At 70.9% G+C, this 24,394-nt stretch carries 27 protein-coding genes and 5 pseudogenes; 22 read left to right on the top strand and 10 right to left on the bottom strand.

Translation table 11 applies throughout. The annotated features are described in order from the left end of the window. Window positions 1-20 precede the first annotated feature (20 nt). Entirely contained in the window at window positions 21-443 is a 423-nt protein-coding gene (locus KIF24_RS20675; RefSeq protein WP_331461222.1) for a DUF6346 domain-containing protein, read from the bottom strand. Between the two features lie 620 nt (window positions 444-1,063). Between KIF24_RS20675 and KIF24_RS34650 the strand changes: the two genes are divergently transcribed. Then, window positions 1,064-1,255, top strand: coding sequence for a helix-turn-helix domain-containing protein (locus tag KIF24_RS34650; RefSeq protein ID WP_331461221.1), 192 nt, complete (start codon window positions 1,064-1,066; stop codon window positions 1,253-1,255). Here KIF24_RS34650 and KIF24_RS34645 read toward each other — a convergent pair. From KIF24_RS34645 to KIF24_RS20640, 7 genes and pseudogenes are all read right to left on the bottom strand, one after another. Further along, window positions 1,251-1,418: pseudogene (locus KIF24_RS34645) on the bottom strand (ISAs1 family transposase); the annotation flags it as partial. The gene KIF24_RS34650 and the pseudogene KIF24_RS34645 sit on opposite strands and share 5 nt — an antisense overlap. A 19-nt stretch (window positions 1,419-1,437) precedes the next feature. After that, window positions 1,438-1,599: pseudogene (locus KIF24_RS34640) on the bottom strand (transposase family protein); the annotation flags it as partial. Between the two features lie 283 nt (window positions 1,600-1,882). Continuing rightward, window positions 1,883-2,827 (bottom strand): C45 family autoproteolytic acyltransferase/hydolase, encoded by a 945-nt coding sequence (locus tag KIF24_RS20660; protein ID WP_221085447.1) that lies wholly within the window; start codon window positions 2,825-2,827, stop codon window positions 1,883-1,885. Window positions 2,828-3,061: 234 nt separating this feature from the next. After that, window positions 3,062-3,816, bottom strand: a pseudogene (locus KIF24_RS20655) (IS256 family transposase); the annotation flags it as partial. Between the two features lie 606 nt (window positions 3,817-4,422). Beyond that, a complete protein-coding gene (locus tag KIF24_RS20650) occupies window positions 4,423-5,031 on the bottom strand; it encodes a nucleotidyltransferase domain-containing protein (RefSeq protein ID WP_221085446.1) in 609 nt (202 codons plus the stop codon). A gap of 176 nt (window positions 5,032-5,207) precedes the next feature. Then, window positions 5,208-5,546: a flavin reductase family protein gene (locus KIF24_RS20645; RefSeq protein ID WP_221085445.1), complete on the bottom strand. Its 339-nt coding sequence runs from the start codon at window positions 5,544-5,546 to the stop codon at window positions 5,208-5,210. After that, window positions 5,543-6,802: an LLM class flavin-dependent oxidoreductase gene (locus KIF24_RS20640; protein ID WP_221085444.1), complete on the bottom strand. Its 1,260-nt coding sequence runs from the start codon at window positions 6,800-6,802 to the stop codon at window positions 5,543-5,545. The genes KIF24_RS20645 and KIF24_RS20640 overlap by 4 nt, the downstream gene beginning before the upstream one ends. A 205-nt stretch (window positions 6,803-7,007) precedes the next feature. On the opposite strand from KIF24_RS20640, the gene KIF24_RS34105 reads away from it, so the two are divergent. From KIF24_RS34105 to KIF24_RS20580, 12 genes are all read left to right on the top strand, one after another. After that, complete coding sequence (locus KIF24_RS34105) at window positions 7,008-7,328, top strand: BMC domain-containing protein (protein WP_331461220.1); 321 nt, start codon at window positions 7,008-7,010, stop codon at window positions 7,326-7,328. Further along, the gene (locus tag KIF24_RS20630; protein WP_331461219.1) at window positions 7,280-7,714 is read left to right on the top strand and encodes a BMC domain-containing protein; all 435 of its coding nucleotides are present in this window, start codon (window positions 7,280-7,282) and stop codon (window positions 7,712-7,714) included. Before KIF24_RS34105 ends, KIF24_RS20630 begins: the two co-directional genes overlap by 49 nt. Next, window positions 7,696-8,679: a PEP/pyruvate-binding domain-containing protein gene (locus tag KIF24_RS20625; protein ID WP_221085442.1), complete on the top strand. Its 984-nt coding sequence runs from the start codon at window positions 7,696-7,698 to the stop codon at window positions 8,677-8,679. The genes KIF24_RS20630 and KIF24_RS20625 overlap by 19 nt, the downstream gene beginning before the upstream one ends. Before the next feature lie 74 nt (window positions 8,680-8,753). After that, the gene (locus tag KIF24_RS20620) at window positions 8,754-9,536 is read left to right on the top strand and encodes a tryptophan 2,3-dioxygenase family protein (RefSeq protein WP_221085441.1); all 783 of its coding nucleotides are present in this window, start codon (window positions 8,754-8,756) and stop codon (window positions 9,534-9,536) included. Window positions 9,537-9,646: 110 nt separating this feature from the next. Further along, complete coding sequence (locus KIF24_RS20615) at window positions 9,647-9,895, top strand: EutN/CcmL family microcompartment protein (protein WP_221085440.1); 249 nt, start codon at window positions 9,647-9,649, stop codon at window positions 9,893-9,895. A 4-nt stretch (window positions 9,896-9,899) separates the two neighbouring features. Then, window positions 9,900-10,184 carry a BMC domain-containing protein gene (locus KIF24_RS20610; RefSeq protein WP_221085439.1) on the top strand — a complete coding sequence of 95 codons (285 nt, stop codon included), beginning with the start codon at window positions 9,900-9,902 and terminating at the stop codon, window positions 10,182-10,184. Further along, window positions 10,181-11,218 (top strand): DUF1611 domain-containing protein, encoded by a 1,038-nt coding sequence (locus KIF24_RS20605; protein WP_221085438.1) that lies wholly within the window; start codon window positions 10,181-10,183, stop codon window positions 11,216-11,218. Before KIF24_RS20610 ends, KIF24_RS20605 begins: the two co-directional genes overlap by 4 nt. 6 nt (window positions 11,219-11,224) lie before the next feature. After that, entirely contained in the window at window positions 11,225-12,130 is a 906-nt protein-coding gene (locus KIF24_RS20600) for an enolase C-terminal domain-like protein (protein WP_221085437.1), read from the top strand. Continuing rightward, window positions 12,127-12,624 (top strand): GNAT family N-acetyltransferase, encoded by a 498-nt coding sequence (locus KIF24_RS20595; protein WP_221085436.1) that lies wholly within the window; start codon window positions 12,127-12,129, stop codon window positions 12,622-12,624. Before KIF24_RS20600 ends, KIF24_RS20595 begins: the two co-directional genes overlap by 4 nt. 106 nt (window positions 12,625-12,730) lie before the next feature. Next, window positions 12,731-13,948 (top strand): tryptophan synthase subunit beta, encoded by a 1,218-nt coding sequence (gene trpB / locus KIF24_RS20590; RefSeq protein WP_407939939.1) that lies wholly within the window; start codon window positions 12,731-12,733, stop codon window positions 13,946-13,948. Then, window positions 13,945-14,748, top strand: a complete 804-nt coding sequence (gene trpA, locus KIF24_RS20585; protein WP_331461218.1) for a tryptophan synthase subunit alpha — start codon at window positions 13,945-13,947, stop codon at window positions 14,746-14,748. The genes trpB and trpA overlap by 4 nt, the downstream gene beginning before the upstream one ends. Beyond that, entirely contained in the window at window positions 14,745-15,581 is an 837-nt protein-coding gene (locus KIF24_RS20580; RefSeq protein ID WP_221085434.1) for a GntR family transcriptional regulator, read from the top strand. The genes trpA and KIF24_RS20580 overlap by 4 nt, the downstream gene beginning before the upstream one ends. Before the next feature lie 24 nt (window positions 15,582-15,605). Here the strand turns inward: KIF24_RS20580 and KIF24_RS20575 are convergent, their stop codons facing one another. Then, window positions 15,606-16,166 carry a substrate-binding domain-containing protein gene (locus tag KIF24_RS20575; RefSeq protein ID WP_221085433.1) on the bottom strand — a complete coding sequence of 187 codons (561 nt, stop codon included), beginning with the start codon at window positions 16,164-16,166 and terminating at the stop codon, window positions 15,606-15,608. A gap of 166 nt (window positions 16,167-16,332) precedes the next feature. On the opposite strand from KIF24_RS20575, the gene KIF24_RS34095 reads away from it, so the two are divergent. The 6 genes from KIF24_RS34095 to KIF24_RS20550 all read left to right on the top strand — a co-directional run bounded on the left by KIF24_RS34095 (window position 16,333) and on the right by KIF24_RS20550 (window position 19,903). After that, the gene (locus KIF24_RS34095) at window positions 16,333-16,467 is read left to right on the top strand and encodes a hypothetical protein (protein WP_269440630.1); all 135 of its coding nucleotides are present in this window, start codon (window positions 16,333-16,335) and stop codon (window positions 16,465-16,467) included. An 11-nt stretch (window positions 16,468-16,478) separates the two neighbouring features. Beyond that, the gene (locus tag KIF24_RS20570) at window positions 16,479-17,057 is read left to right on the top strand and encodes a LysE family translocator (RefSeq protein WP_221085432.1); all 579 of its coding nucleotides are present in this window, start codon (window positions 16,479-16,481) and stop codon (window positions 17,055-17,057) included. Between the two features lie 35 nt (window positions 17,058-17,092). Next, entirely contained in the window at window positions 17,093-17,920 is an 828-nt protein-coding gene (locus tag KIF24_RS34635) for a monodechloroaminopyrrolnitrin synthase PrnB family protein (protein WP_331461217.1), read from the top strand. Next, window positions 17,884-18,252, top strand: coding sequence for a hypothetical protein (locus KIF24_RS34085; protein WP_221087677.1), 369 nt, complete (start codon window positions 17,884-17,886; stop codon window positions 18,250-18,252). Before KIF24_RS34635 ends, KIF24_RS34085 begins: the two co-directional genes overlap by 37 nt. Further along, window positions 18,249-18,527, top strand: a complete 279-nt coding sequence (locus KIF24_RS20555; RefSeq protein WP_221085430.1) for a hypothetical protein — start codon at window positions 18,249-18,251, stop codon at window positions 18,525-18,527. The genes KIF24_RS34085 and KIF24_RS20555 overlap by 4 nt, the downstream gene beginning before the upstream one ends. A 647-nt stretch (window positions 18,528-19,174) precedes the next feature. Then, a complete protein-coding gene (locus tag KIF24_RS20550; RefSeq protein ID WP_331461216.1) occupies window positions 19,175-19,903 on the top strand; it encodes a class I SAM-dependent methyltransferase in 729 nt (242 codons plus the stop codon). 339 nt (window positions 19,904-20,242) lie between these two features. Here the strand turns inward: KIF24_RS20550 and KIF24_RS20545 are convergent, their stop codons facing one another. Further along, complete coding sequence (locus KIF24_RS20545; protein WP_221085429.1) at window positions 20,243-21,652, bottom strand: acyl-CoA synthetase; 1,410 nt, start codon at window positions 21,650-21,652, stop codon at window positions 20,243-20,245. Between the two features lie 499 nt (window positions 21,653-22,151). On the opposite strand from KIF24_RS20545, the pseudogene KIF24_RS20540 reads away from it, so the two are divergent. From KIF24_RS20540 to KIF24_RS20530, 3 genes and pseudogenes are all read left to right on the top strand, one after another. Further along, window positions 22,152-22,529 (top strand): annotated as a pseudogene (locus KIF24_RS20540) (transposase); the annotation flags it as partial. A gap of 2 nt (window positions 22,530-22,531) precedes the next feature. After that, window positions 22,532-22,711 (top strand): annotated as a pseudogene (locus tag KIF24_RS20535) (response regulator transcription factor); the annotation flags it as partial. 630 nt (window positions 22,712-23,341) lie between these two features. Further along, window positions 23,342-24,325, top strand: coding sequence for a 3-oxoacyl-ACP synthase III family protein (locus KIF24_RS20530; protein ID WP_331461215.1), 984 nt, complete (start codon window positions 23,342-23,344; stop codon window positions 24,323-24,325). Window positions 24,326-24,394: the final 69 nt, after the last annotated feature.

Below are 24,394 nucleotides of genomic sequence, written 5' to 3'. Positions count from 1 at the left end.
TCCCGGTGGCCCCAAACGTCTTACGCCATCTCTAGCACAATATCCCAACCGTGGCCTTCTCCAGTCTTAGCATCCCCTCGACGCCCTCCGATAAGAGCGAATATCGCGACGGCAATCGCTGCCGCAGTACCGATAACCACCACCACCGCCGCCCTTACCATTCCCAGCAGCCGCACACCGAAGGCTAGGGCAAAGTTTCCAGGCTGCGTGTATACACACTTCGCCGGCCGGTTTTTCTGGCAGGACTCCACAATCGGAGCATTGTGGTCGCCGGGGCGGATAATAGATCCCTCGGTCTCGATTTCGAGCATCCTCCCGTCATCCATCTTCACCTGCACGGTACAGGACCACCAATAGCCGAATCCATACCATGATATGGACGCGATGCCCGTGTCATCCCGATCAGCGTTCCCACCCTTGTTGAGATCACCTCTTGCGAACACGAACGCGGAAATGCGAGGCAAACATGGATGGCGGCCTCGTGGACTGCGGTGCTGTATGGGAGATGGAGGTTGTTTGGCCCTCCGGAGCCGGCTTGCGGAAGCAGGCTTCAAACCACCACGAGGGGCGTTGGCTGAAGACCGTCGTCCTGAGCGTCGTTGGAAAAGGCGCGGCGTGATCGCGTCAGGTATGGACCGGGAAGATGAGCGATGAACGTTGAGTCCTCTGCCGTTGACGTGTCGAAACTCAGTCAGATGACATCGAAACCGAGGCCGGAGGTGAGTCTCGGGATGAGCCTGGGGGATATCCGCTTACTGCCCAGGTGGTGTCCGGCATATAGGCAGCATGAGCCCGGTCCAGGCTCTCGTATGGAACGTGTGAAGGCGGACCCCGACACCGTCCGTCGGGTGACCGGCGGCGAGAGGGAGGACTCCAAGCGGCGGAAACCGCGAGGAGCAGAGTACCGATGCGGGGCCGCTGGCGGACTCGTGTCGGGGTACGGCCTGGAGTGCAGAGCTAGGTACGCTGATCTTGCAGAGGTGCGCACTGTTTGTCCGTTGCCAGTGGGTGACTGAGGGTGAGGCTGCTCGGGTCGTGATCGGACCGGCGTGGGCGGCTGGCGGTGGGGGCGTTGGATGAGCGGCGTTGGCTGGATGTGCGTCGGTTCCGGGCGTTGCACGAGGCTGGTGCGAGTGTTTCGGAGATTGCTCGTGAGACGGGCCTGAACTGGCGGACGGTGAAGAAGTACCTGGCTGAGCGTGCAGGGCGTCCGCCACGATCAGGACGCCCTCCAGCGAGCCCAGCACGGTCTTGACCTGGCGCAGCAGCGGCGTGAACGCGGGAATCTCATTCGACTTCACCGCGATCTGGACCTGGGCGAGCACGATGCCGGTGCTGGTGTCGTACGCCGACAGCAGATGGACCTGCCTGCCGTCGGCGAGCCGGGCACCGCGGGCGACCTTGCCGTCGACGGCGATGCACCCAGTCGCAGACCGCGGCGAACGTGCACGCTCCGGCGATCACCGCGCACACCGCTGCCGCCAGGATGCTGACCAGCGGATACCTGCGGCCCCGCGGATCCCGCGGGTCGTCCACCGAAGCCAACGCGACGAACAGGCTCCGGCGATCACCATCGGTGACGTCAGTCGGACACGGCATTCCCGGGGGTCGCTGCGGCAGCACGATCTCGGTCAGTGATGATGACATCAGCGGGTGCGTCCTGTTCTCGATCACGGTTGTCTTCGCAAACACCATGATCACCAACGGGCCGCACCCGTCCTACATGGACCCGGCCCCACCCGCAGAGCCACCCAAACCCCAGCTCACAGACCCCTCAACCGACTACGCAACCGCCCTGCCGAGGGAGGGCCTGTCGGCGGTGGGTGACATCAGGTTTCTTGCAGGATTTTCATGCAGGGTGAGCAGGGGTCCGGGAAGCCTCTCAGCTGGTCCGGCCCAAGGTCACGGTGCGGGATCCAGGTGTGAAGTTGTCGAAGGACTGTTGCCAGGACTCGCCGGGCCAGTAGTACGTCACACGGCCTTCGACGGGCCGGTAGTGGGCTGTGTAGAGCGTTCTTGACCCGTGCTCGTCGACGGATTGGTATAGCGGTGGCTTCAGCATCGCCGCCACGTCCGCGCCCGCGGCGCGGATGGCGCGTAGCCGCTCCTGCGTCCGCATGGTCCGTTCCTGCTCGTCGGTCACCGGCAGGTGCTGGTGGTTGGCGGCGCAGGCATCCGGTGCCACCGTTGGTGACATATCCGGCCCCACGAACACCGTCACCGCCTTGGTGGGATCGACGAGGGTGAGGTTCTGGGGGACGGCGACCGGTAGGGACCGCAGCCTGTCGACGGCCTCATCGACGGTGTCGCACGTCTCCAGCAGGTAGCGCACGAGGATGAGAATGGCGAAGCCGCGTCCGTAGGCGGAACGTCCGCCCCAGGTGAGCGCGACCGCGAGACTGGCGTCGTTCATCCCGTCCAGCAAGCCCCACAGCATGTCCTGCATCCCGATCACGGGGCGCAGGAAGCAGGAGGAGACGATGGTCCCTTCGCACTGATCGGGCCGTAGGTCATAGTTGCGCAGCAGAGTGCCGTTCTGGCCGATCTGGGTGCAGGACTGGGTGAACGGCCGCAGTGCCGCGTGGGTGAGGAAGGCTTCCGCCTCGGGCCGGTCGAGTTGGCCGGCCAGGCGGTCCAGAACCGGGACCAGTTCCGGCATGTGCGTACGGAACAGCGCCCGAACACGGTCCGCGCCCTGCGGAGTCCGGCCCTCCTCGGTCAGCAGGCCCTCCATCTCCTGCCACAGGGTCCGGGCGTAGGCGGCCCACCGCCCGTCGCCGCCGTCGCCGACCTCGATCGCCTGGAAGGTCTTGTGCTCGTGCCGCACGGCTGCCACTCCCCCTGTGAGAATCGGCCAAGGTGAGGGCAACCTAGCCAATTGCGGGGTGAATCACCAGGTGGCCGCCATCGGCGACGGCCAGGCGCTGGGTCTGGTTGAAGCCGCTGAATGCGAGCGTGGCCGATACCAAGCCGGCGACAATGTCCCGCTTTGGAGGAGCCGGGAGTCAGGTAGGCGAGCGGCGGGAGCAATTGTCAATCGGTGTCGTTCGGTGACGTGTGATCAGGCTGCGACGGTCTCGTCGCGCTCGACCAAGAAGCCGTAGTCGAATTTGGCCCCGGAGCGGACCAGGGCGACGAGGTGGGGGCGTTGACCGCGCGCCAGCGGGCCTGGGCGGCCTCGATCAGTTTGAACGCCATGGCCAGGCCTGCGGCCTTCGAGCCAGGGCCTTTGGTGACCTTGGTCCGGTGCCGGACGGTGGCGAAGGTCGACTCGATCGGGTTGGTGGTGCGCAGATGCACCCAGTGTTCGGCGGGGAAGTCGTAGAACGCGAGCAGCTCGTCGAGGTCGTCGGTGACCTTCGCGACGGCCTTGACGAACTTGGCGCCGTAGGCCAGCTTGAACGCCGCCACGGCACGGCGGGCGTGGTCGCGGTCCTCAGCGTTCCAGATCTCGGCCAGGGCCTTCTTCGCGCCCGGGTGGGCGGACTTCGGCAGCGCCGACAACACGTTACCGATCTTGTGGAACCAGCAGCGCTGCTCCCGGGTGGTGGGGAACACCTCCCGCAACGCCGTCCAGAACCCCAGCGCGCCGTCACCGGCGGCCAGGACCGGGGCGCGCATCCCGCGGCGGGCACAGTCACGCAGCAGGTCCGCCCACGACCCGGTCGACTCCCGGTAGCCGTCGGTCAGGGCGATGAGTTCCTTCGTGCCGTCAACCCGGACACCGATCATGACGAGCACGCACAGCTTCTCCTCGTCCAGGCGAATGTTGACGTGGATACCGTCGGCCCATACGTACACGTAGTCCACGCCCGACCTTCCCGACCCGCGTTGGCGCGCGGGCCTTGCTTGATCCCTTGATCGGATTCCTTGGGAAGGTACGCCTCCCAAGGCCCATCCACAGGTTTCAAGCATTGCTCCAACGGGTGTGGGCAGCGGCTGCGGTGAGAGTCGCATGCGTCGTTCGGGCTGGGGGTCTCCGGAAGAGACCCAGCGTCCTGCGGACACCTCCTCGCCAGCGGCCTCTATGCTTCACGACACTTGAGGCCCTCACCCGCCGATGTCAACAGCCCGGTCCCGCTCTGTCCGCAGTCCCTCTCCCGGTGTGCATGGCGAGCGCGTCGTGGCAAATGAACTCGGTCGTGGGCTGCACTGCGGGCAGAAGACGGCGAGGGCGGGCCTGACAGCCCCGCCTTCACCCGGCTTGACCTGTCAGGCGAGAGGGCGTAGCCGGCGGACGACCGTGTCAGGGCCTTCGGGTTGGGTAGTTTCCCAGCGACGCTGCAGGGCGTCGACGAGGTTGTTGATCATGGGTTCCCCTTCCCTGGGTTTCCGGCGCAGCCGGCGGCCTGCCGCGCGTGGAGCGATATCCGATCCGGCACGGCACCTGGTAGGCGAACAGCCGGCAAAGTCCCTCGTGGTTCAACACGGCCGCAGCTGGGCACGCCACGGATGGTCCGGATGGACCAGACCGAGCGTCGCGTCCAGCCAGCCGCGTTCCGCCGGGGACAGCAGCGGAAGCACACCGATAAAATCAGCCTCGTCCTTGTCCCGCGTGTGCTTCGCCTTGAACAGCAGCACAGCCTCGATAGCCAGGTACGGGATCCCCTCGTCTGTACGTCGGATGATCTCGCGGTACGGTCGGCGAATCCGCTGCTCGTCGCGGCGGCAGATCCAGACGTCCCCGTCGTGCGGCTCGCGGAAGACGTCGAAGCGCCACCTGCCCGCCGCCCGGTCCCAGGCCCAGGTCTGGTGAGAGTCGCCGGCCAATGTCTCGGGCGTCAGCGGCACCAGTACGCCCTCGCCCGCCGGCACCCAGAAGTCAAGCTCGGGGAACAGCGGCGGCAGCAGGGCGAAATGCGCTGCCGGCACCGCGATCTCCAGGTCCTCGTGGGCGCGGGTCTGCTCGCCGCGGAACAGATCTACCGACCAGCCGGCCGCGACATACCAGGGAACTCGCAGGTCGCGGAGGCGTTCGGCAAGCCGGCTCGGATGCCAGGCCTCCCATGCGTCGACATCGGGATGGTTCACCACGGCGAGCCTATGGCCGACGGCCGCTCCAGGCGAGTGGCAAGACCGATGGGCCAGTGGAAACCGTGGCTGCTGTAGCCAGAATGGATCATGAACCGACGCGCCACTACGTCCGCTCATGCCGCACCGAGCGCATGTGCAGCCGATCTGCCACACGTCTGGCACAGCCGGTTTGATCACCTCGCGGAGTTTGGCCCCGACGTCCAGCCTCCACCGGCCGTGCGGCGCGCTCCGGCCGCAATCTGATCGTGATTTCCGCTTACCGAAGAGGGGGAGCATCGTCGAGCAGTCCCCCTGTCAAGCAGGTTCAGCCGGAACAGCGGAGCCCGGCGCACATCCGGCCACTCGCGGGAGGCGCGCCGGATGCCGAGCGCGACCAGGGGCGGATTCAGCGAGAGGCTCATCATCGCCTGGATCGTCATGCCGACCGGGCCGGGTGCGGTGAGCACGCTGAGCCCGGTGGCGAGGTGCCCCAGCACCTTGCGGAAGTCCGACGTACGCACCGGCGGGTTCATGACCGGGCCACCTCGTCCGCCGGCAGTCGCACCGGCAGGCCCCGCTCCTGCAACAGCGGGACCACCTCGCGCATCACGGCCGCCATGTCCTCGATCACCCGCGCGTTGTCGTGGTTCACGAAGTCGAACCAGAGCATCAGCCGGTCCTCCGGGTGGAACCGGCGCACGATCTGGTCGGCGATCTCCTCGGGGTCGCCGACCAGCGCGTTGTCCGCCGCCTCGGCGACCCGCTTCGCATCGATGGTCCCCTGCATCGCGCGCCAGTAGGCGCCCAGCGTGGCCCGCGCCTGGTCCCGCGCCGCGGCCCGGCGCCCGGCCCGGCCGAGCCCGGGCCGGGCGTCGAGGAAGACGAAGGTGGTGCGGGGCATGTGCTCCTGTCGCCAGTCCCCGCCCGACGGGTGGTAGGTGGCGGCCATCCGGGCCTGCATCTGCTCGATCACCGCGTCGGGCGTGATGCTGAGGTTGAACACCCGCACCGGCGCGAACCGGTTGAGGTGGGTCTGGAGCGCCGGGTCGGCCGAGCCGAGATAGAGGCGCAGCAGTTCCCGGCGGGGGTGCAGCGGCACGATCCGGGTGGGCAGGAAGGACCACTGCGGCGGCACCGGAAGGCGGTCGCCCCGCTGCCCGGCGGCGCTGAGCACCTGGTGCCACTGCTGCTCGTCGGGGAAGTCGGCCCGGGTCAGCGCGACGGGCTCGATGTCCGCCGAGCTGATCTCCGCGCCACTCACCAACCGGACGAAGATCTCGGCGGCCTCCCACAGCACCGCCCGGCGCACCTGCCGCCAGGCGAGGTGCTCCCACGCGTTGCGCGGCCGGACGCCGGTCAGCTCGTTGACGAAGTCGAAGCGACCGGAGCTGAAGCCGATCCGGAGCCGGCGCCGCTCCATCGGGTCGAGGCCGTGCCAGGCCAGCGTGCTGGTCACCCGTTCGGCGGCGGGCACCGGGCCGCCGTTGGCGACGATGTTGGTGATCGCCGAGCCGACGTCCAACCGCCGAGTGCGGGCGAAGACCTGCGGGGCGAGGAGGCAGACGTCGGTGTTGAGGCCGACCTCGCCGTCCCAGTGCGGCAGCACCGGGCGGGGATGACGCTTCTGGGTCTCGTTGCTGTTGTGGCTCTCCGCCACCCACACCGTGCCGTAGCCGAGCTGGTCGGCGGCCCGGCACTGGTCGAGGAGGTTGCTGAGGACCTCGGCCTCGGTCGGCCGTCGGCCGCCCGCGGTTGCGGGCGTGAGGCTGCAGAAGATGTCGAACCTCACGGATCTGTCCCCCCTGGAATGGTGTCGGCGCACGGCGACCGGTTCGTCTGGCCGGTTCTCGTCGATCTCGTGCTGCGCCCTTGCCAACACGCGGTCCGTCGATGAACACCATAAGAGAGTTCTAGAATTTATGGGGTGCTCGTCGGTGTCGGACGAGTGTCGGATAGCGGGGGACGTTCTGGACACTAGGGGCAGTCAGGCATCGGTGGGCACGGTGCCGCAGGAGTCGTCGCGTCCGGGCGCCCACGCGGTGGCCTTTCTCGAGGCGGCCGGCTACATCGCCGTCGTCGACGCGGCGGAGGCGATGACGAAGGCGGCTCGGGTCCACCTCGGCGGTCTCGTCAAGCTCGGTGGGGGCCTGGTAGTCGTCGCGGTCTCGGGCGAGCTGGCCCACCTGCTGGAGGCGGTCGAGGTCGGTGAGGAGACGGTCCGGGCCCGGCACGACGTCGAGGTCCGCTCGGTCGTCTTCGCCAACCCGTGCCCGTGGGTCGCCGCGGTGGCACGGCGCACCGACCTGGTCGGTTGACCGTGGACGAGACGGCGATCGGGCTCGTGGAGTGTCGGGGGATGGTGGCGGCCATGGCGGCCGTGGAGGCCATGTGCAAGACCGCCGACGTCACCTGCGTGCTGGTCGAGAAGGTCAGCGGTGGGGTGCTGGTGACCGCCGTGCGCGGTGACCTCGCGTCGGTGAGCCTCGCCGTGCAGGCGGGTGCGGCGGCCGCCGAACGCTACGGGCAGTTGCGCGCGACCCAGGTCTACCCGCGACCGGAGCCGGCGGTCGCCGAGCTGCTCACCGGCGCGCTCGGGCGATGGTCCGGGCCGGGTGGCCCCGCCTCCGGGACTCCCGCCCCGTCGGGGCCGGACGTACCCGCGACAAAGGGGAGGGACGATCCATGTCGGACGAGTGGTTGACGACGACGGGCGGTGGCCGGGTCGAGGGGCTCGGCGGGAAGGGTGACGGGCTGGCGCGTCTGGTCGCGGCCGGGATGCCCGTGCCGCCGGCGCTGGTGGTCACCGCGGCGGCCTGGCGCGCCGTGGTGGAGCCGGTGGCGGCGCGGATCGAGGCCGAGCTGGCCGACGTCGGGACCGACGAACCCGGCTTCGCCGCCGCCTGCGCGCGGGTGCGTGCCCTGGTGCGGGACACCCCGGACCCGGCTGGCGTCGGTGCAGCGGTCGCGGCGGCCTACCGCGACTTCGCCGAGCGGCACGGACCGCACGTGGCGGTGCGCTCCAGCTCGCTGGCCGAGGATTCGGCCGAGACCAGTTTCGCCGGCGAGCACGACAGCATCCTGTGGGTGCACGGGCCGGACGAGGTCGTCGCGCACGTCCGCCGCTGCTGGGCGAGCCTCTACACCGACCGGGCGGTGGCGTACCGTCGGCGGGCCGGGCTGGGGTCGGACGCGATGGCCGTGGTGGTGCAGCACATGGTCGACGCGCGCGCCGCCGGGGTGATGATGACGCTCAACCCGGTCAACGGGGACCGCTCGGTGCTACTGGTGGAGAGCACCTGGGGCCTGGGCGAGCCGCTGGTCGGCGGCCTGGTCACCCCGGACCGGTTCACGATGGACAAGGTCACCGGCGAGGTCCGCCGCCGGGTCCTGTCGGACAAGCCGCGGCGGATGGAGCGCGACCCCGGCCCGACCGGTGGCACCCGCTGGGCGGACGTGCCCCAGGCGCAGCGCGACGCCGCCTCGCTCACCGAGACCGAGCAGGCCAACCTGGACGGCGCCGCGGCCGTCGGGATGGCGACTCACCTGATGGACATCCGAGACCCGGGCGCGTCGGTGGCCGCCCTGCTGGGCCGGCTCAACATGCCGGCCCGCGAGCCGGAGCGGCTGTTCCGCACCCCGGCGCCGCGGTGGCTGCCGCCCACCTGAACCACCGGCCGGCGGGCGGGTCCTCGACGGGGACGACTCGCGGCGCCGGCACTTCCGTACGGAGCAGGGGACGAATGAGCGACGAGACGAACCCGGGCGGCCTGACCTACAGGTCCTACCTGGAGCTGGACCGGTTACTGACCTGTCAACGGCCCCGCAGCGTCCCGCCCCACCCGGACGAACTGCACTTCATCGTCACCCACCAGGCGATCGAGCTGTGGTTCCGGCTGGTGGTCGACGACGTCCGGCGGGCCCGGGACGCCCTCGTGGAGCGCCGTTGGGGCGACGCCCTCGCGGTGATGCGCCGGGCCGGGGTGGTCACCGACGTGACGACCGCGCAGATGCTCACGCTGATGGAGCTGCCGCCGCCGGCGTTCCATCAGTTCCGGCCGTTCCTCGGCACGGCCAGCGGGCTGGAGTCGGTCCAGTTCCGTCGGATCGAAGTGCTCTCCGGCCTGCGGGATCCGGCCTACCTGGACCGGCTGCGGGAGACGCACGCCGGGCGGTTGCCGGTCGAGGTGGCCCGCGACCTGTCCGAGTCGAGTCTCGCCGACGCACACCGGGCGGCCGGCGCGCAGGAGGGCATCGTCGACTGGGACGAGCTGTACGACAACCGGGGTCACGATCCGATGGTCTATCTGTTCAGTGAGGCGCTGCTGGACTACGACCGGTCCTGGCAGCGATGGCGCGCCGAGCATCTCGCGCTGGTGGGCCGGATGCTCGGCGGCCAGGTGATGGGCACCGGCCGCACCACCGACGCCTACCTGCGCGGGCGGTTGGACACCCGGTTCTTCCCGCACCTCTGGCAGGCCCGGTCGGCGCTGGCCCTGCGGGCCGGCGGGATCCGCGCCGACTGACCAGAGTTCTATAACTCTGCATCGAATTTCTGCTATCGTCACGGTCGTGGCCAGTGGCTCTGCGCCATTGCGGCCGGTGGGCCGGGCGGTGCCCGCGTAAGGAGGACGGCGTGTTCATCGGCACGGTGACCGGCTCCGTCGTGGTGGCCACCGGGCGCCCCGGTCTGGTCGGGCGCAAGCTGCTACGGGTCGCGGTCGACGAGGCGGATCGGCACGGCACGATCCTCGTGGTCGACGTGGTCGGCGCCGGCGCGGGAGACCGGGTCCTGCTGGCGTTGGGCGACGGTCCCGCCGCGATCGGCCAGCCCGGCGTGCCGACGGACGCGGTCGTCGTAGGAATTCTCGAACAAGGGAGCTGACCAGATGGACAATGCGCTCGGCACGCTGGAGACGCGCGGTTTCACCGCTGCCATCGCCGGCATGGACGCCATGGTCAAGGCCGCCGAGGTGGAGATCGTCAGGGTCGAGCAGATCGGGTCGGCGTACGTGACCGTGCTGCTGCGCGGTGACGTCGCCTCGGTCAAGGCGGCGATCGACGCCGGCGCGGAGGCGGCCACCCGGCACGGCGAGGTGATCAGCGTCAACGTGATCGCCAGTCCGTACCGGTCCACCGCCGACGCCCTCGGGCTGGCCCGAAACGCCGCATGAGTTCCCCGTTGATCCCCCGCCACTGGTACAACGTCACCGCCGACCTGCCGGAGCTGGGTGAGCCCTACCTCGACCCGGTCAGTGGCCGGCCGGTCGGTGACGACAGCCTCGGCGAGCTGTTCGCACCCGACCTGGTTGAGCAGGAGCTGGAGCAGAGCCGCCGGCTCGTGCCCATCCCCGACGAGGTCCTGGACATGTACGCCCGCTGGCGACCGACGCCGGTGGTGCGCGCGGTGGCGCTGGAACGCGCCCTGGGCACCCGGTGCCGGATCTTCTACAAGTACGAGGGCTCCTCACCGATCGGCAGCCACAAGGCCAACTCCGGTGTCGCCCAGGCTTACTACACCCCGAGTCGGGAGCTGGCCGACGTGACGGACCGGATCGTCGAGCTGCGGCACCGGGCGGTGCCCGAGCGGGTGGCCTCCGGGGCGGCCGCCCGGCTCGACGCCACGGTGCTGTTGACCGTCGGCTCCGACTGCGCGTCCGGGAAGATGACCACGGCGATCGAGCTGTGGCACCGGCTGGTCGACCGCTCGCTGGCGGCGCAGTTCGTGGCGACCGGGCAGACCGGGATGTACATCGCCGGTGACGGGGTGGCGATCGACGCGGTCCGCGCCGACTTCGCCGCCGGCGCCGTCGAGCAGCTGGTCCTCGACGCCGCCGAGCGCCACCGCTACGTCTTGGTCGAGGGGCAGGGGTCGCTGCTCCATCCGGCGTACTCCGGGGTCAGCCTGGCGTTGCTGCACGGCGCCGCGCCCGATCTGCTGGTGTTCTGCCATGACCTCGACCGCTCCCGACTGGCCTACTTCGACGACGCGGTCGCCGACGTCGCCGAGGAGATCGACCTGCTGGAGCAGCTCGCCGGGCACCGGCGCAAGGCGACGGTGCTAGGCGTGGTGGCGATGTCCCGGGAGTTCGACCCGGCTGCGGCGAGCGCGGAGCGGCGGCGACTGGCCATGCGGCTCGGTCGCCCCGTGGTGGCGCCGACCCCGGACGGGTACGGCGAGTTGGCCGGCCTGATCGCCGAGTTCTAGGAGGGCATGGTGGTCGGCTTCGAGATCGTCCGACAGCGGCTGGCCGACCCACTCGTGGTGTCGCACACGGTGGTCGCCGAGGTCGCGCTGGTCACCCTGCGGGTCTCGGTGAACGGGCGGGTGGGGGAGGGGCAGGTCGCCGTCGGCCCGTGGACCGACGAGGATGCGTCCGTGGTGGGCGAGTGCGCGGCCGGGATGGCCGCCGCGATGCTCGCCGGCGCCGCCGAGGAGCCGGCCCGCGGCGCGCCGGCGGCGCCCACCGTCGCCGAGGTCGCCGCAGCCACCGAGGTCGGCCCGCTGCGCGCGGGCCTGCCGACCGCGCGGATGCTGGCCGAGATGGCGCTGCTGGATCTGGCCGGCGTCGTCGCCGGGCAGCCGCTGTGGCTGCTTCTCGGGCTGCGCCCGCCCGTCCCGCTGCGGCTGTGGCGCACGGTCTCCCGGGGCGCCGTCGCCGGTCCGATCCCCGGCGACCGGCTCAAGGTGAAGCTCGGCGGCCCGCAGGACGCCGCGACGCTCGAACTGCTGGCCGCCACCGCACGGCCGGACCGGGCCGTGGTGGTCGACGTCAACCGGGGCTGGGACGCCGCCGACTGGCGCCGGCTGCGGGACCGGGTGGCCGCCGTCCGCCCGACCGCGCTGGAGGACCCGGTCGCCGATCCGCGCCTGCTGCCGGAGGTCCGCGCCGACCTCCCGGGGGTTCCGGTCCTGCTCGACGAGGGCGTCACCGACCTGGCCTCGGCGCACGAGTCGACCGTGCGCGCCGACGGCGTCCGGCGGGGACCTACTGCGGTTGGACCCCACGACCCCGGGTGTGCCGGCGCTCGCCGACTGATCCCGTCGACGCCGCGTCCGCAACCGTGCCCGGGCGGCCCGGTCCCGCATCGATCCCGACTGCCAGAGGAGAAGAGATGACCGTATCCGCGCCGGCCCCCGTGCCCGACACCGCGCAGCTACCGGTGGTGCCCGCCGGGGAGGAGGACCTGGAGTGGGCGCTGAAGCTCCAGTACCTCTGCTACCAGATCGAGGGTGAGCGGTACGACGCCTGGCAGCTGCCGGCGCTCACCCAGACGCTCGCCGAGATCCGTGACGACCCGGTCGGCCAGGTGTTCCTGGTCGTCCGGCTCGGTGACGAGGTGGTCGGGTCGGTGCGCGGGCACGTCGACGGCGGGGTGTGCCACGTCGGGCGGGTGGTGGTGCACCCCCGCGTCCGTCGGCAGGGCCTGGCCCCGCGGCTGCTCGCGGCGATCGAGGAGGCCATCCCGGGCGTGACGACGTACGAGGCGTTCACCGGCCACCGCAGCGAGGAGTTCCTCGGTCTGTACCGCGCGGCCGGTTACCGGGTCGACCGCGAGGAGACCGTCTCGCCGGTGCTGCGACTGGTGCACCTGCGCCGGTCCGTCGCCTGACCACGGGCGGGAACCGGTACGGATGTGCGTTCCGGACATGCCCGATTGTTTGTGTTTGCTCCGCGCTCTGCGGCATACTGACGATAGTTCTAGAATGGAAGTGGCAATGAGTATCGATATTTCGACGCCCGGCGTCGACGCGGTCGCCGGCCGGAGCCGGTCGTTGATGGCCGACCCGGGCAGCGCCGGCCGGTTCGGTCAGTTCGGCGGCCGATACGTGCCCGAGTCGCTGGTCCCGGCATGCGAGCAGTTGGAGGCGGGCTTCCGGGAGGCGTGGGCCGACCCGGCCTTCCGCTCGGGTCTGGCCCGCACCCTGTCGCTCTACGCCGGTCGACCCACCCCCGTCACGCCGACGCTGCGCCTCTCCGCCGAACTCGGCGTCACGTTGCTGCTCAAGCGCGAGGACCTGGCCCACACCGGCTCCCACAAGATCAATAACGTGTTGGGCCAGGCCCTGCTCGCCAAACGCATGGGCAAGGTCCGGCTGCTCGCCGAGACCGGCGCCGGTCAGCACGGCGTCGCCAGCGCCACCGCCGCGGCCCTGCTCGGCCTGGAGTGCGTCGTCTTCATGGGCCAGCGCGACATCGAGCGCCAGGAACTCAACGTCTTCCGCATGCAACTGCTCGGCGCGACCGTGGTCCCGGTGCACAGCGGCAGCCGCACCCTCAAGGACGCCTGCAACGAGGCGCTGCGCAACTGGGTGTCCCAGGTGGACGAGACGCACTACTGCGCCGGCTCGGTGATGGGCCCGCACCCCTACCCGTGGATGGTGCGCGAGTTCCAGCGCGTCGTCGGTGAGGAGGCGCGGGAACAGTGCGCCGCGCTGCTGCCGCAGGGGCAGCCGGACGTCGTCGTCGCCTGTATCGGCGGCGGCTCCAACGCCGCCGGCACCTTCGCCGGCTTCGTCGACACCAACGCGCGGCTGGTAGGCGTGGAAGCGGCCGGCGGGGCGGCGATCAGCAGCGGCGCTCCGGGCGTGCTGCACGGATACCGGTCCCGCGTGCTGCAGGACGAGAACGGCCAGATCCTCGAGGCGCACTCCATCTCCGCGGGCCTCGACTACCCCGGCATCGGCCCGGAACACGCCCACCTTGCCGACATCGGGCGGGCCGAATACCCGTCCGTCACCGACGAGGAGGTCGTCGCCGCGGTGCTCCGGCTGGCCCGTACCGAGGGGATCGTCTCGGCCCTGGAGTCCGCGCACGCCCTGGCCTGGGTGCTGCGTGAGGCCGGGACGCCGCAGCTGCCCACCGACTCCACCGTGCTGGTCACGCTCTCCGGGCGCGGGGACAAGGACGCCGCTCAACTGGTGGAACTGCTGTGAGCGCTCACGAGCGGTACGGCCGCCTGGAAACACACCTGCGCGACCGGCGGGACGCCGGCCGGTCGCTGCTCGTCCCGTACGTGACGGCCGGCGTCACCGCCGACTGGACCGACTACCTGCACGCCTACGCCGACGCGGGTGCCGACGCGGTCGAGGTGGGCCTGCCGTTCTCCGACCCGATGCTCGACGGCCCGACGATCCAGGAGGCCTCCCACCGGGCGCTCTCGCTGGGTGCCACCACGATCGATGCGCTGACCCGACTGGCCCGGGCCCGGGCCGGGATCCCGCTGGCCGTCATGACCTACGCCAACATCGTCTTCCGGCACGGCGCCACCGTGTTCTGCGACCAACTGGCCGACGCGGGTGTCTCCGGCCTGATCGTGCCGGACGTGCCCTGCGACGAGGTCGACGAGCTGTCCACGGTCGCCGCGGACGCGGGCATCGAGCTGGTGCTGCTGGCCGCGCCGTCGACCGCGCCGTCGCGACTGCGTACCATCGCCGAGCGCAGCCGCGGCTTCGTCTACGGCGTGACCGTCATGGGCACCACCGGAGAACGCGCCGAGCTGGCCGACTCCGCCCGCGCGGTCGCCACCGCGCTGCGCCGTCACTCGACCCGGCCGGTGCTGCTCGGCTTCGGTATCAGCACCCCGGGGCAGGCGGCGCAGGCTTCCGGGTGCGCCGACGGCGTGGTGGTAGCGTCCAGCCTCATGCGTGAGGTTCTCTCTGGACGTGGCCCCGCCGAGGTCGGCGCGAGTGTCGCGGCCCTGCGCGCGGGCCTGGACGCCGGGTCGGCCACGTGAGCGGACCGGTCCCCGCGCCGCCGTCCTCCGGCACCCCGTCCGCCGGTGGCCGCTGGCCCTCGGCCGTCGCGGCGAACGGCACCCGCCGGGGTGGGCGTCCCAAGTACCGGGTCATCCAGGACGAGATCGCCGCTCGGATCAAGGACGGCACCTACCGGCCCGGGCAGGTACTGCCGCCGCAGCGCGAGCTGTGCCGCGACTTCGGGGTTACCCTGATGACGCTGCGCCAGGCCCTGCAGGCGTTGAGCGAGGAAGGGCTGATCGTCCAGCAGGCCGGCCGAGGCACGTTCGTGGCCCCGCCGCCGGCCTCCTATCGCCTGACCACGCTGCGCAGCCTCACCGACGAGCTGCACACCCAGGGCATCGACGTCACCACCGAGGTGCTGCGCACCGAGCTGCGCAGCGCCCCCCGGTACGTCGCCGCGCAGCTCGGTCTCGCCGACGACGTCCGGTTGCTGCGTCTGCACCGGCTCCGGGTGGTCGACGGCACGCCCCTGGTGCACCAGGTCTCGTGGGTCGCGCCGCCGTACGCCCGCGCGGTGCAGCGCGCCGACTTCCGCACCACACCGCTGTACGTGGCACTCGCGGAGATCTGCGGCGTGGCCGTCGCGGCGGCCACGGAGACCATCAAGCCCGGCCTGCTCCCCGCCACGCTGGCCCCGCTGCTGCGGCGGGCGGCGGGCACTCCCGTCTTCCTCAGCGACCGGTTGACCTACGGCGTCAACCAGGAGGCGGTGGTGCTCGACCGCGCGGTGATGCTCGGTGACCGGCTGCAGATCCGCGCGGACCGGGTCACCACCGCGATGTCGCTGTCCTGGAACCTGGTGCACTGACGGCGGCCGCGCCGTCGACCCGGGTCAGCCGGTGACCAGCGTGCCCGGCAGGGCGTACTCGCGTTCGGTCGACTGCTGCCCGTCGAACTGACCGGCGATCAGATCGGTGGTGCGCCGCGCGATGGCGGCCCAGTCCTGCTTCACCGTCGCCCGGAACGGGCCGCCCTTCTTGATCTCGGCGAGGGCGAAGTCCTGACCGTCGACACCGACCACGACCTGCCTGCCGCCGGCCTGCTGCACCGCCTGGGCGGCGCCGAGCGCCGGTTCGTCCCAGGCCGCCCAGATCCCGTCCACCCGGTTGCCGGGCAGGGTGTGCCACACCGGGCGAAGCGCCGGGTAGCCGGCGGCGTCCGGCCCCGGGTGGACGAGGAGCGCCGGGTCCAGGGCCGGGGGCGGCAGGTCGAGACCGAGAAGCCGAGCGCCGCAGCGCGCCGCGCCGTACGCCGCGGCGTGGGCCGCCGCGTCGCGCGGCACCGGTAGCACCGGCCGGCCGAGCACGTCCGCGATCACCTGCCGCCAGGTCGTCGAGCGGCTGCCGCCGCCGGCGAGGACCAGCCACCATCGACCACCCCGTTGTCCCGCCAAAGTTCTAGAACGACGTGTCCACACGATGGGGTCCTTGGTGCCGGATGTCAAGGTCGCGACCGCCGCGCCGCCTTGACCCGGTCCGATTCGTCATCTACGTTACGAACGAGGAGTTCTAGAACTCCTCGCTGCCGGTGCGTGCCCTGTCGTCGACGCGGAGACAATCATGCCGATCCTCGTACTCAGCAACGACGAGATCCGGAAGCTGCTGCCCACGCACGAGTGCGTCACCGTCATGCGGGACGCCCTGGACGCCCTGGCCGCCGGCGAGTGGAGATCCTGCCGTACGCCGCTGTGGTGACGCTGGGTGCGATGTCGCCCGGTCCCGACTTCGCCGTGGTGACGCGGCACTCCGCGCTCGGCGGACGCGGGCCGGGCCTCGCGGCGGCGGCCGGCGTGGCCTCGGCCATGGCGGTGAACACCATCGCCGCGATCGCCGGCATCGGCGCGATCGTCGCGGCATCCCCGAAGCTCTACACCGCCGTCCGACTCGTCGGCGCGGCCCATCTGCTCTACCTGGGGATACGGGCGCTGCTCGCGATTCGCAGCGAATCCGGTGGGCTCGGCGGCGACGAGGACGCCGGCAACGAGCGGGTGTTCGGCTGGACGGCCTTCCGACGCGGGTTCCTGACCAACTTCCTCAACCCGAAGGTGGTCGTCTTCCTGGTCACCCTGATGCCGCAGTTCCTGCCGGAGGACCCGACCATGGCCGAGCGGGTCATCCTCGGCACGGTCAGCGTGGTGATGGTGCTGGCCTGGTCCGGCGCGGTGGCCCTGCTGGTGTCGTTGTTCCGGTGGGTGTTCCAGAAGCCGACCGCACGCAAGATCGTCAACGGCGTCACCGGCGCGGCCCTGGTCGTCGTGGGCCTCTCGTTCGCCCTCAACGTCTGATTACCGCTGCCGCACGACACGGAAGGAGCGGCCCGGTGACCGGGACCGACATCCCTGAACAGCGTCCCGAGCAGGTCGAGCGGATCCGTTCGCTGGACCCCCTGGCGGCGGACGTGGTGCTCCGGGACCTGGCGCGCCGGAACGCCGCCGGGGACGTCGCCGGCCTCGCCGCGATGCTGCGCGACCTGCTGCCCAGCCCGGCGGTGGCGGATGGCCTCGACGTGGCCGAGGCCATGGCCGCGATGCGCGACCTCGGTTTCCTGCTCGGATCCATCCGCCGGCACGACACCGAGCCGGTCACCCTGGTGCCGCAGGTGGTGCCGGTTCTGCGGCTGCTCGGCGAGCGCACCCGGATGGTGCCGAGGGACACCGTGCTGCACTACGGCACGTGGAACCCGCCGGACGAGCGGTGCCGGGCCTACACCGACGACCCGCAGGAGGGCTACCTCCAGGAGTCCGTCCGGATGGTCTTCGCCGACCTGTACGCCGCGTTGGAGATCTCGCGGGACCTGCTGGACCGGCCGCCGACCGAGGACGGCTTCGCCGACCGGCTGCACGCCTTCGCCGATCACCTCGGGATCCTGGTCGACTCGATGGATCTGGTGATCCGCAAGGTCACCCGGAGTTCTTCGCCCACGGGCTCCGCCCGTACCTGGAGTCGGTGGTCGTCGACGGCGAAGCCTGGTTCGGCCCGGCGGCGGCGCAACTCCCGATCTGGCTGCTCGACGAGCTGCTGTGGTCGACCGAGCGTCCGGACGAGGAGTACGGCGCGTTCTGGCGGGCCCTGGTGCCCTACAGCCCGGCCCGGTGGCGGGAGACCCACGAGATGTGGGCCGAGCGGCGCTGCCTGGGCGGCCGGCTGACCGAGATCCTCAGCGCGGATGTGGTCGCCGGCCGGGAGTCGACCGGTGAGGTCAGGGAGAGCGCGGTCGCCCTGCTGCGCGCCATGCGGACCCTGGTCACCTTCCGGGGGCGACACCTGGGCATCGCGCAGCGGGTGTACGAGGTGGAGACCGACCGCTTCACCACCGGCAGCGGCGGCGGCTCGGTCGAGCTGCTGCGGGGGGTCCTCACCCTGACCAAGGAGAACGCCCGGCTCGCCGTCGGCTCCCCCGCGGCGGCCGTGCCGAAGCCACGCTCCGGTGGGCGCGACGCGGCCGTCGGGGAGCCGGCTCAGAGCGGCACGCCGGTGTGACCGCGACTCTCAAGGTGCTGGTCACCCGCAACGGCGTGGTCGAGAGCACCCACCTCGGGCGGCTGCCGGCCCGGCTCGCCGACGCGCTGCCGGGCGCCATGGCCAAGGACGGTGCACAACGGGCGCTTCCGGCGTTGGTGGCGTACGGCCTGCGGGCGCTCGGCCACGATGGGGTCGGGCTGGAGGCGTTGGCCCGTACGCCGGTGCGCTGCGGCGTCGACACCGTGGGCCTGATCGAGGTCGCACCGGTGGCGCAGCGAGCCGTCGAGGCATGAGGTCGAGGCCGCCTCGGGACGGTGACCGCCGGCGACCGGCGACCATGGTCGGCATGGCGACGGACCGGGCTGAGGCTGCCGCTGCAGGGCGGACTCGGGCGGATCCAGACGGGATCCAGACGCAGCCGAATCGACAGGGTCCACTCGTGCTGAAGGCTCATCGCCATGCTCCCCGCGCTCGGTGAGGCGCCGTATCCCTTACGGCGAAGGCATGGCCGACCCAGGGCCGTCTTCGCCACTGCGGCGATCACCTTGTCGTGTTGTCGTGCTCACGTTCGATCAGTGGGAGCACCGAAGGCGGTCCCGCTACTCGGTAGTGGTGATCGGCAGCGAGAACAGGCTCGGCGCCGGCAGTTGTGTTGGCGAAGCACCTGCCCACGAAGCCGGTGCACAGCCGTGGCTCGACCTGATAATCCACTTCTTCGGCCCTTCTCACGCAGGGCGAAGGTAGGCGCGGAAGGACCGGTGTCGTCCATCCGCGGAGAGTCCGAACCTGTAGTACTTCAGAGCTAGGGGGCCGCTCGCCGGGCCCAACGATCCGCTCTGAACAGGCGATACGCGCCGGATGAGAGATCGTACTAGAGAGTGACGACAGTAGATCCGTCGCTGTCTAGATTCGTCACGAGCCATTCGGAAGAGGAGGAAGCGTGAACAATTCATCCGGTGTTGCGCAATCGTCGCGTGCTGCGATCACCCTGCAGCACGTTTCCTATCTGTACCACAAATACCAGGAAGACCTCCGAACGGTACGGAAGGAGCAGCAGGAGTTTCGGACCTCGTATCCGAAGATGAAGACCCAGGTCGACGACCTCGAGGCAGAGATCACTTATCTGTTGCTGCGGGAGGAGCGGCCCGCGACCGTTGTGGAGATCGGATCGCTGCACGGGTGGTCCACCACGTGGATCCTGCGGGCGCTGCGCGACAACCGAGCCGGCGCGCTCGTCACCCACGACCTGATCGACAACGCCCGGCACAATGTGCCCGCCGAACTCGCCGAGGGGCGCTGGACGTTCGTGCCGGGCAACGCCCGGAAGACGCTGCGCGGTCACCGGCACAGCATCGACCACCTCTTCATCGACGCCGCGCATACCGCGCCCTTCGCCCGCTGGTTCGTCGGCGATCTCTTCCCGACGGTCCGGGCCGGGACCACGGTGAGCGTCCACGACGTCTTCCACAGGCGCCGGCCCTGGCCCGTCAGCGAGGGCCGGGTGGTGTTGTCCTGGCTCGCGAACAACGGCGCCGGATACTTCACCCCGTCCCGCCTCGCCGCCGCGCAGGTCAACCGAGAGCTCAAGGAATTGAAGCAGCGCCTCGGCCTGCTGAAGCCCATCCACGACGGCCGCGACGATCCCATGCTGTTCTTCCGGATGCCGTGACCTCGGGCCCGGGTGCTCACATCTCAGGGCCGACATCACAGGTACGGATGACGCCTGGGCACGGCCGCCGGGCCGCCGGATCTTCGCCCAGTCGGCGCGCCCGGAACGCGCCGCTGCCCCGAACCCTCCCGACGCTGACGCGGAGGCCGCGGTCAACGGGGTGTCGCCGGTGGCGCTGTCCACGGCCGGACCGCATCGATCTACTCGCCGACACCCTGCCGCAGAGCCCACCGCTGATCGGTGCCCTAGCGGTACGCAGGCTGGTTACGGTCGTCCTGGTGACCTGCCTGCGGGGCGCTCGAACGGTCTGAGCTTAGGGGCGTAAGCGCCGAGGCACGATCAATCCGCCTGGAGCCGGTTCTTCTGCACCTTACCGAGGGCGTTGCGGGGCAGGGCGTCAACCAGCCGCACCTGCCGAGGGCGCTTGTGTGCCGACAGGTGCCGGGCCACGAAGTCGATCAGGTCCAGCTCCTGGACGCCGTCGCCCACCACGTACGCCGTCACCTGCTGACCGAGGTCGGGGTGCGGGGTGCCCACGACCGCGGCTTCCCGGACACCCGGATGTGCCAACAGCGCGTCCTCCACCTCGCCGGCGCCGATCCGGTAGCCACCGCTTTTGATCAGGTCGGTAGATGTGCGGCCGACGATGCGATGCCAGCCGTCCGGACCGATCGCCGCCGTGTCCCCGGTGCGGAACCAGCCGTCGTCGGTGCGGGTGGCCGCGTCGGCGTCCGGCCGGTTGAGGTACCCGTCGAAGAGGGTCGGGCCGCACACCTCGAGCTCGCCGGTCGCCATCCCGTCGGTGGGCACCGGCTGCCCCCGCTCGTCCACCAGGCGGGTCCTCACCCCCGGCAACGACAGCCCGACGGCACCCGGGCGGCGAGGTCCGGCGGCACTGGCGCTCACAGTGATCAACGTCTCGGTCATCCCGTACCGCTCGACGATCTGATGGCCGGTGAGCGTGGCGATGTCGGCGAAGACCGTCGCGGGGAGGGCGGCGCTGCCCGACACGAGCAGCCGCGCCGAGCGCAGTGCCCGGGCCGAGGTCGCGTCGGCGGCGATCCGGGACCAGATTGTGGGGACGCCGAAGAAGAGTGAGCCGCCGGCGGCCGCGTACCGATCGGGTCGGGGCCGACCTACGTGGTGCAGCCGACTGCCCACCCGTAGCGGGCCGAGCGTGCCGAGCACCAGGCCGTGCACGTGGAACAGCGGCAGGCCGTGCACGAGCAGGTCGTCCGGCGTCCACTCCCACGCCGCGGCGAGCCCGTCCAGGCAGGCGGCGACGGCGCGGCGGGAAAGCGCCACGCCCTTGGGCGCGCCGGTGGTTCCGCTGGTGTAGAGGATCAGTGCGCTGCCGGCCTGGTCCGGCTCCGGATGATTGGTGTCCGAGCGCCGTTTCAGGTCGATCGGAACAACGGGTGGCCCCGGGCTGGCATCCCGGCACTCACCGTCCGCCGGCACGAGCAACGCCCCGGCGCCCGAGTCGCGCAGTATGTGCTCACGTTCCGTGGGCCCGGCGTCGGGCGGCACAGGTACGACCGCCGCCCCGGCCAGCAGCGCGCCGACGACACCGACCACCGTACCGAGGCTGGCCGTCGCGTCCACAGCCACACGGTCCACGCCAGCCAGATCGTCGGCCACCGCGGCGGCGAGCCGCCGCAACTCCACCCAGGACACCGTCCGGTCGGCGATCCGGATCGCATCCCGGCGCTCGTCGGTCGACCCGGACAGCCCACTCAGCAGCCCCACTGCGCAACCAGCCCTTCCCGTCGTACCCGGCGGCGCGCGCCACCGCCCCGCGACGGCTGGGTCGTCCGGAGTCGCGCGGTGACGCCGGCGCGGTGCCCGGCCGTTCCGACGGTAGTTGGGCGTGCCGGAGCAGGCCACCCCTACCGGCGGCACCACCCCTGTCACCCCCGCGCGCGGAAGCAGGTGGCGCCGATGCCGACCCCGACGGCGCGGCGTGCGCCGGGGTCATCCGCACCTGCCAACGTCGGGCAGGCCCCGGGCAGACCTGGCGAGGGGACGTGCGAGCCCCTGGCCACCCCGATCGGCCTGGTCACCATCGCACTCGTCCCGGCTGCGTCGGGGCCGTGACCTCGGTTCACGAGGCTCCTGTTCCGCGGCCGACCGCCCGGGGGCTGACCGACCTAAGTGGAAAACGGTGGGCGCATGACTAGTAGTGCTTTGTTAGGTTGTTCCGGTGTGTCGCTTGTAGGGCTTTTTGGGGATGTGTATGGCCCCTCTGGTGGACGAGCGAGGACTCACACGGGTGCGGTCGCGGCTGGAGGACTTCGCTGCTGGGGTGTTCGCGGGGTTGCCGCGGTCGGATCAGCGGGCGACTGGTCTGCGGTATCTGCGGGGGGTGATGTTGGATGGTCGGCGTAAGTCGATGCAGCCGATGGCGCAGCGCCTTGGGGTGGATCACCAGCAGTTGCGGCAGTTCCTGACGTCGTCGACCTGGGACGTCACGGATGTGCGGCGGCGGTCGGCCAGGGCTGCTGTCGACGTGGTCGGCCCGCAGGTGTGGGTGGTGGACGACACCGGGTTTCCGAAGGACGGTAAGGCGTCGGCGTGTGTGGCCCGGCAGTACTCCGGAGCCCTCGGTAAGGTCGCCAACGGCCAGACGTGATCAAGGTGCTGCTCGTCGACGACCAGGCAATGGTCCGGGAGGGTTTCGGGGCGCTGCTCTCCGCCCAGGAGGACATGGTGGTCCTCGCAGACGCCGCTGACGGTGAGCAGGCGGTCGCCGCCGCGCGCCGGTACGACCCTGACGTCGTACTGATGGACATCCGTATGCCGGTGGTTGCGGCCGGCCACCGCGGCGCTGCTGACCGCGGTGTGCCCGGCCCCGAGTGCGGTGCCGACCGGTCCGCCGGTGGTGCGGACCGTGGGTGATCTGCGTGCCGCCGACCGCATCGTCGTATTCGTGCCTGGCGTGGACACCACACCTGAGAACTTCGACCGTGGGCACGGTGACGTGGTGCACCGTTCGCCTCACTGGCAGGCCCGGCAGTTGCACGTCGCGTGCGGCGGGCAGGTAGTGGTTGGCTCGTGCCCTTCTGCCTCGGGGTTGCCTGCGCCCGAGGTGCCCGGCTGCCGGCGGTCGGGCAACTGTTCGGTGGGGCCGCGGCGGACTGCACACCGCACCTGAGACGCCGTGGGTGGGTCCTCGCCCGCCTCGGTTGGTTGCCGGTCTTCGCACTCGTCCTGCTGGGTGGGCTGATGCTGGGCGGCCCGCGTCGGAGCGTCGCGGCGTCCCGGATTGGCAGCACCGGCACCAGGAGCGGTCCGGGCCCGACCGCGAGCACCGGGTGTCCGGAGCACCACGGCCGCCCGGCCGGTGCTGTTTCGTGGGGCGGTAGGGGTTGAGGCTAGGGGGTTGGCCGACCGTACGGTTCCCCGGATGAGTGCCGACCGCTAGGTTTGGAGTGGTCAGTGGGACAAGCTGTCGGGGTGCTCGGCACCGGTTCCTACGTTCCCGAGCGTGTCGTGCCGAATGCGGAGATCGCGGGCCCGGCCGGGGTCACGCCCGAGTGGATCGCCGCCCGGACGCACATACGATGCCGGCGGTACGCGGCTGCGGAAGAGGCGACGTCGGACCTGGCGACGCGGGCGGCCGCACGGGCGTTGGCCGCCGCCGGCATCACCGCGCGCCAGGTGGACTATCTCGTGTTGGCCACCTCGACGCCGGACCATCCCCAGCCACCGACCTCGTACCTCGTCCAGCACGCGCTCGGTGCCACCCGGGCCGTGTGCCTGGACATCAACGTGGTCTGCAGCGGCTTCGTCTACGGCTTGGCGGTGGCCCGTGGTCTGCTCGCCACGCGGCCGGGCGGCCACGCGCTGGTGGTGGCGGCGGACGTCTACTCCCGCATCCTCGACCCGGCGGACCGCGGCACCGTGGTCCTCTTCGGCGACGGCGCCGGCGCGGTCGTGCTCGGGTCATGCCAGCCGGGTGGAGGCATTCTCGGTACCGAGCTGCGAAGCATCGGCTCCGAGCACGACCTGATCAGTGTGCCGGCCGGCGGCACCCGCCGGCCCACGACCGCCGACACCCTGGACGCCGGTGACAACTTCTTCCGAATGCGCGGCCGTGAGGTGCGCCGGTTCGTCACCGAGCACGTTCCGCCGGTGCTGTCGGAGCTGCTGCGGGCGCACGGGACCGCGACCTGCGAGGTTGACCACTTCATTCCGCACCAGGCCAACGGCGTCATGCTCGACGACCTGGCGAAGACGGCGGGGCTGACCGGCGCTGAGGTCCATCGCACGGTCGAGCGGTACGGCAACACCGGCGGCGCGTCGGTCCCGGTCACCCTCGACGAGGCCAGCCGCGAGGGCCACATCGGTCGGGGCGATCTGGTGCTGCTGGCGGGATTCGGCGGTGGCATGTCGGTGGGAGCCTGCCTCCTGCGCTGGTGACCCGGTCTGCGCGACCGAACCCCTCGCCGACGGCCAGGGGTTCGTGTTTTCGGAGGGTCCGCGCGGTGG

The sequence above is a fragment of the Micromonospora tarapacensis genome (assembly GCF_019697375.1).
Taxonomy (GTDB): domain Bacteria; phylum Actinomycetota; class Actinomycetes; order Mycobacteriales; family Micromonosporaceae; genus Micromonospora; species Micromonospora tarapacensis.
The sequence above is the reverse complement of the archived record's forward strand: the minus strand, read 5'-3'. Positions and strand labels throughout refer to the sequence as shown.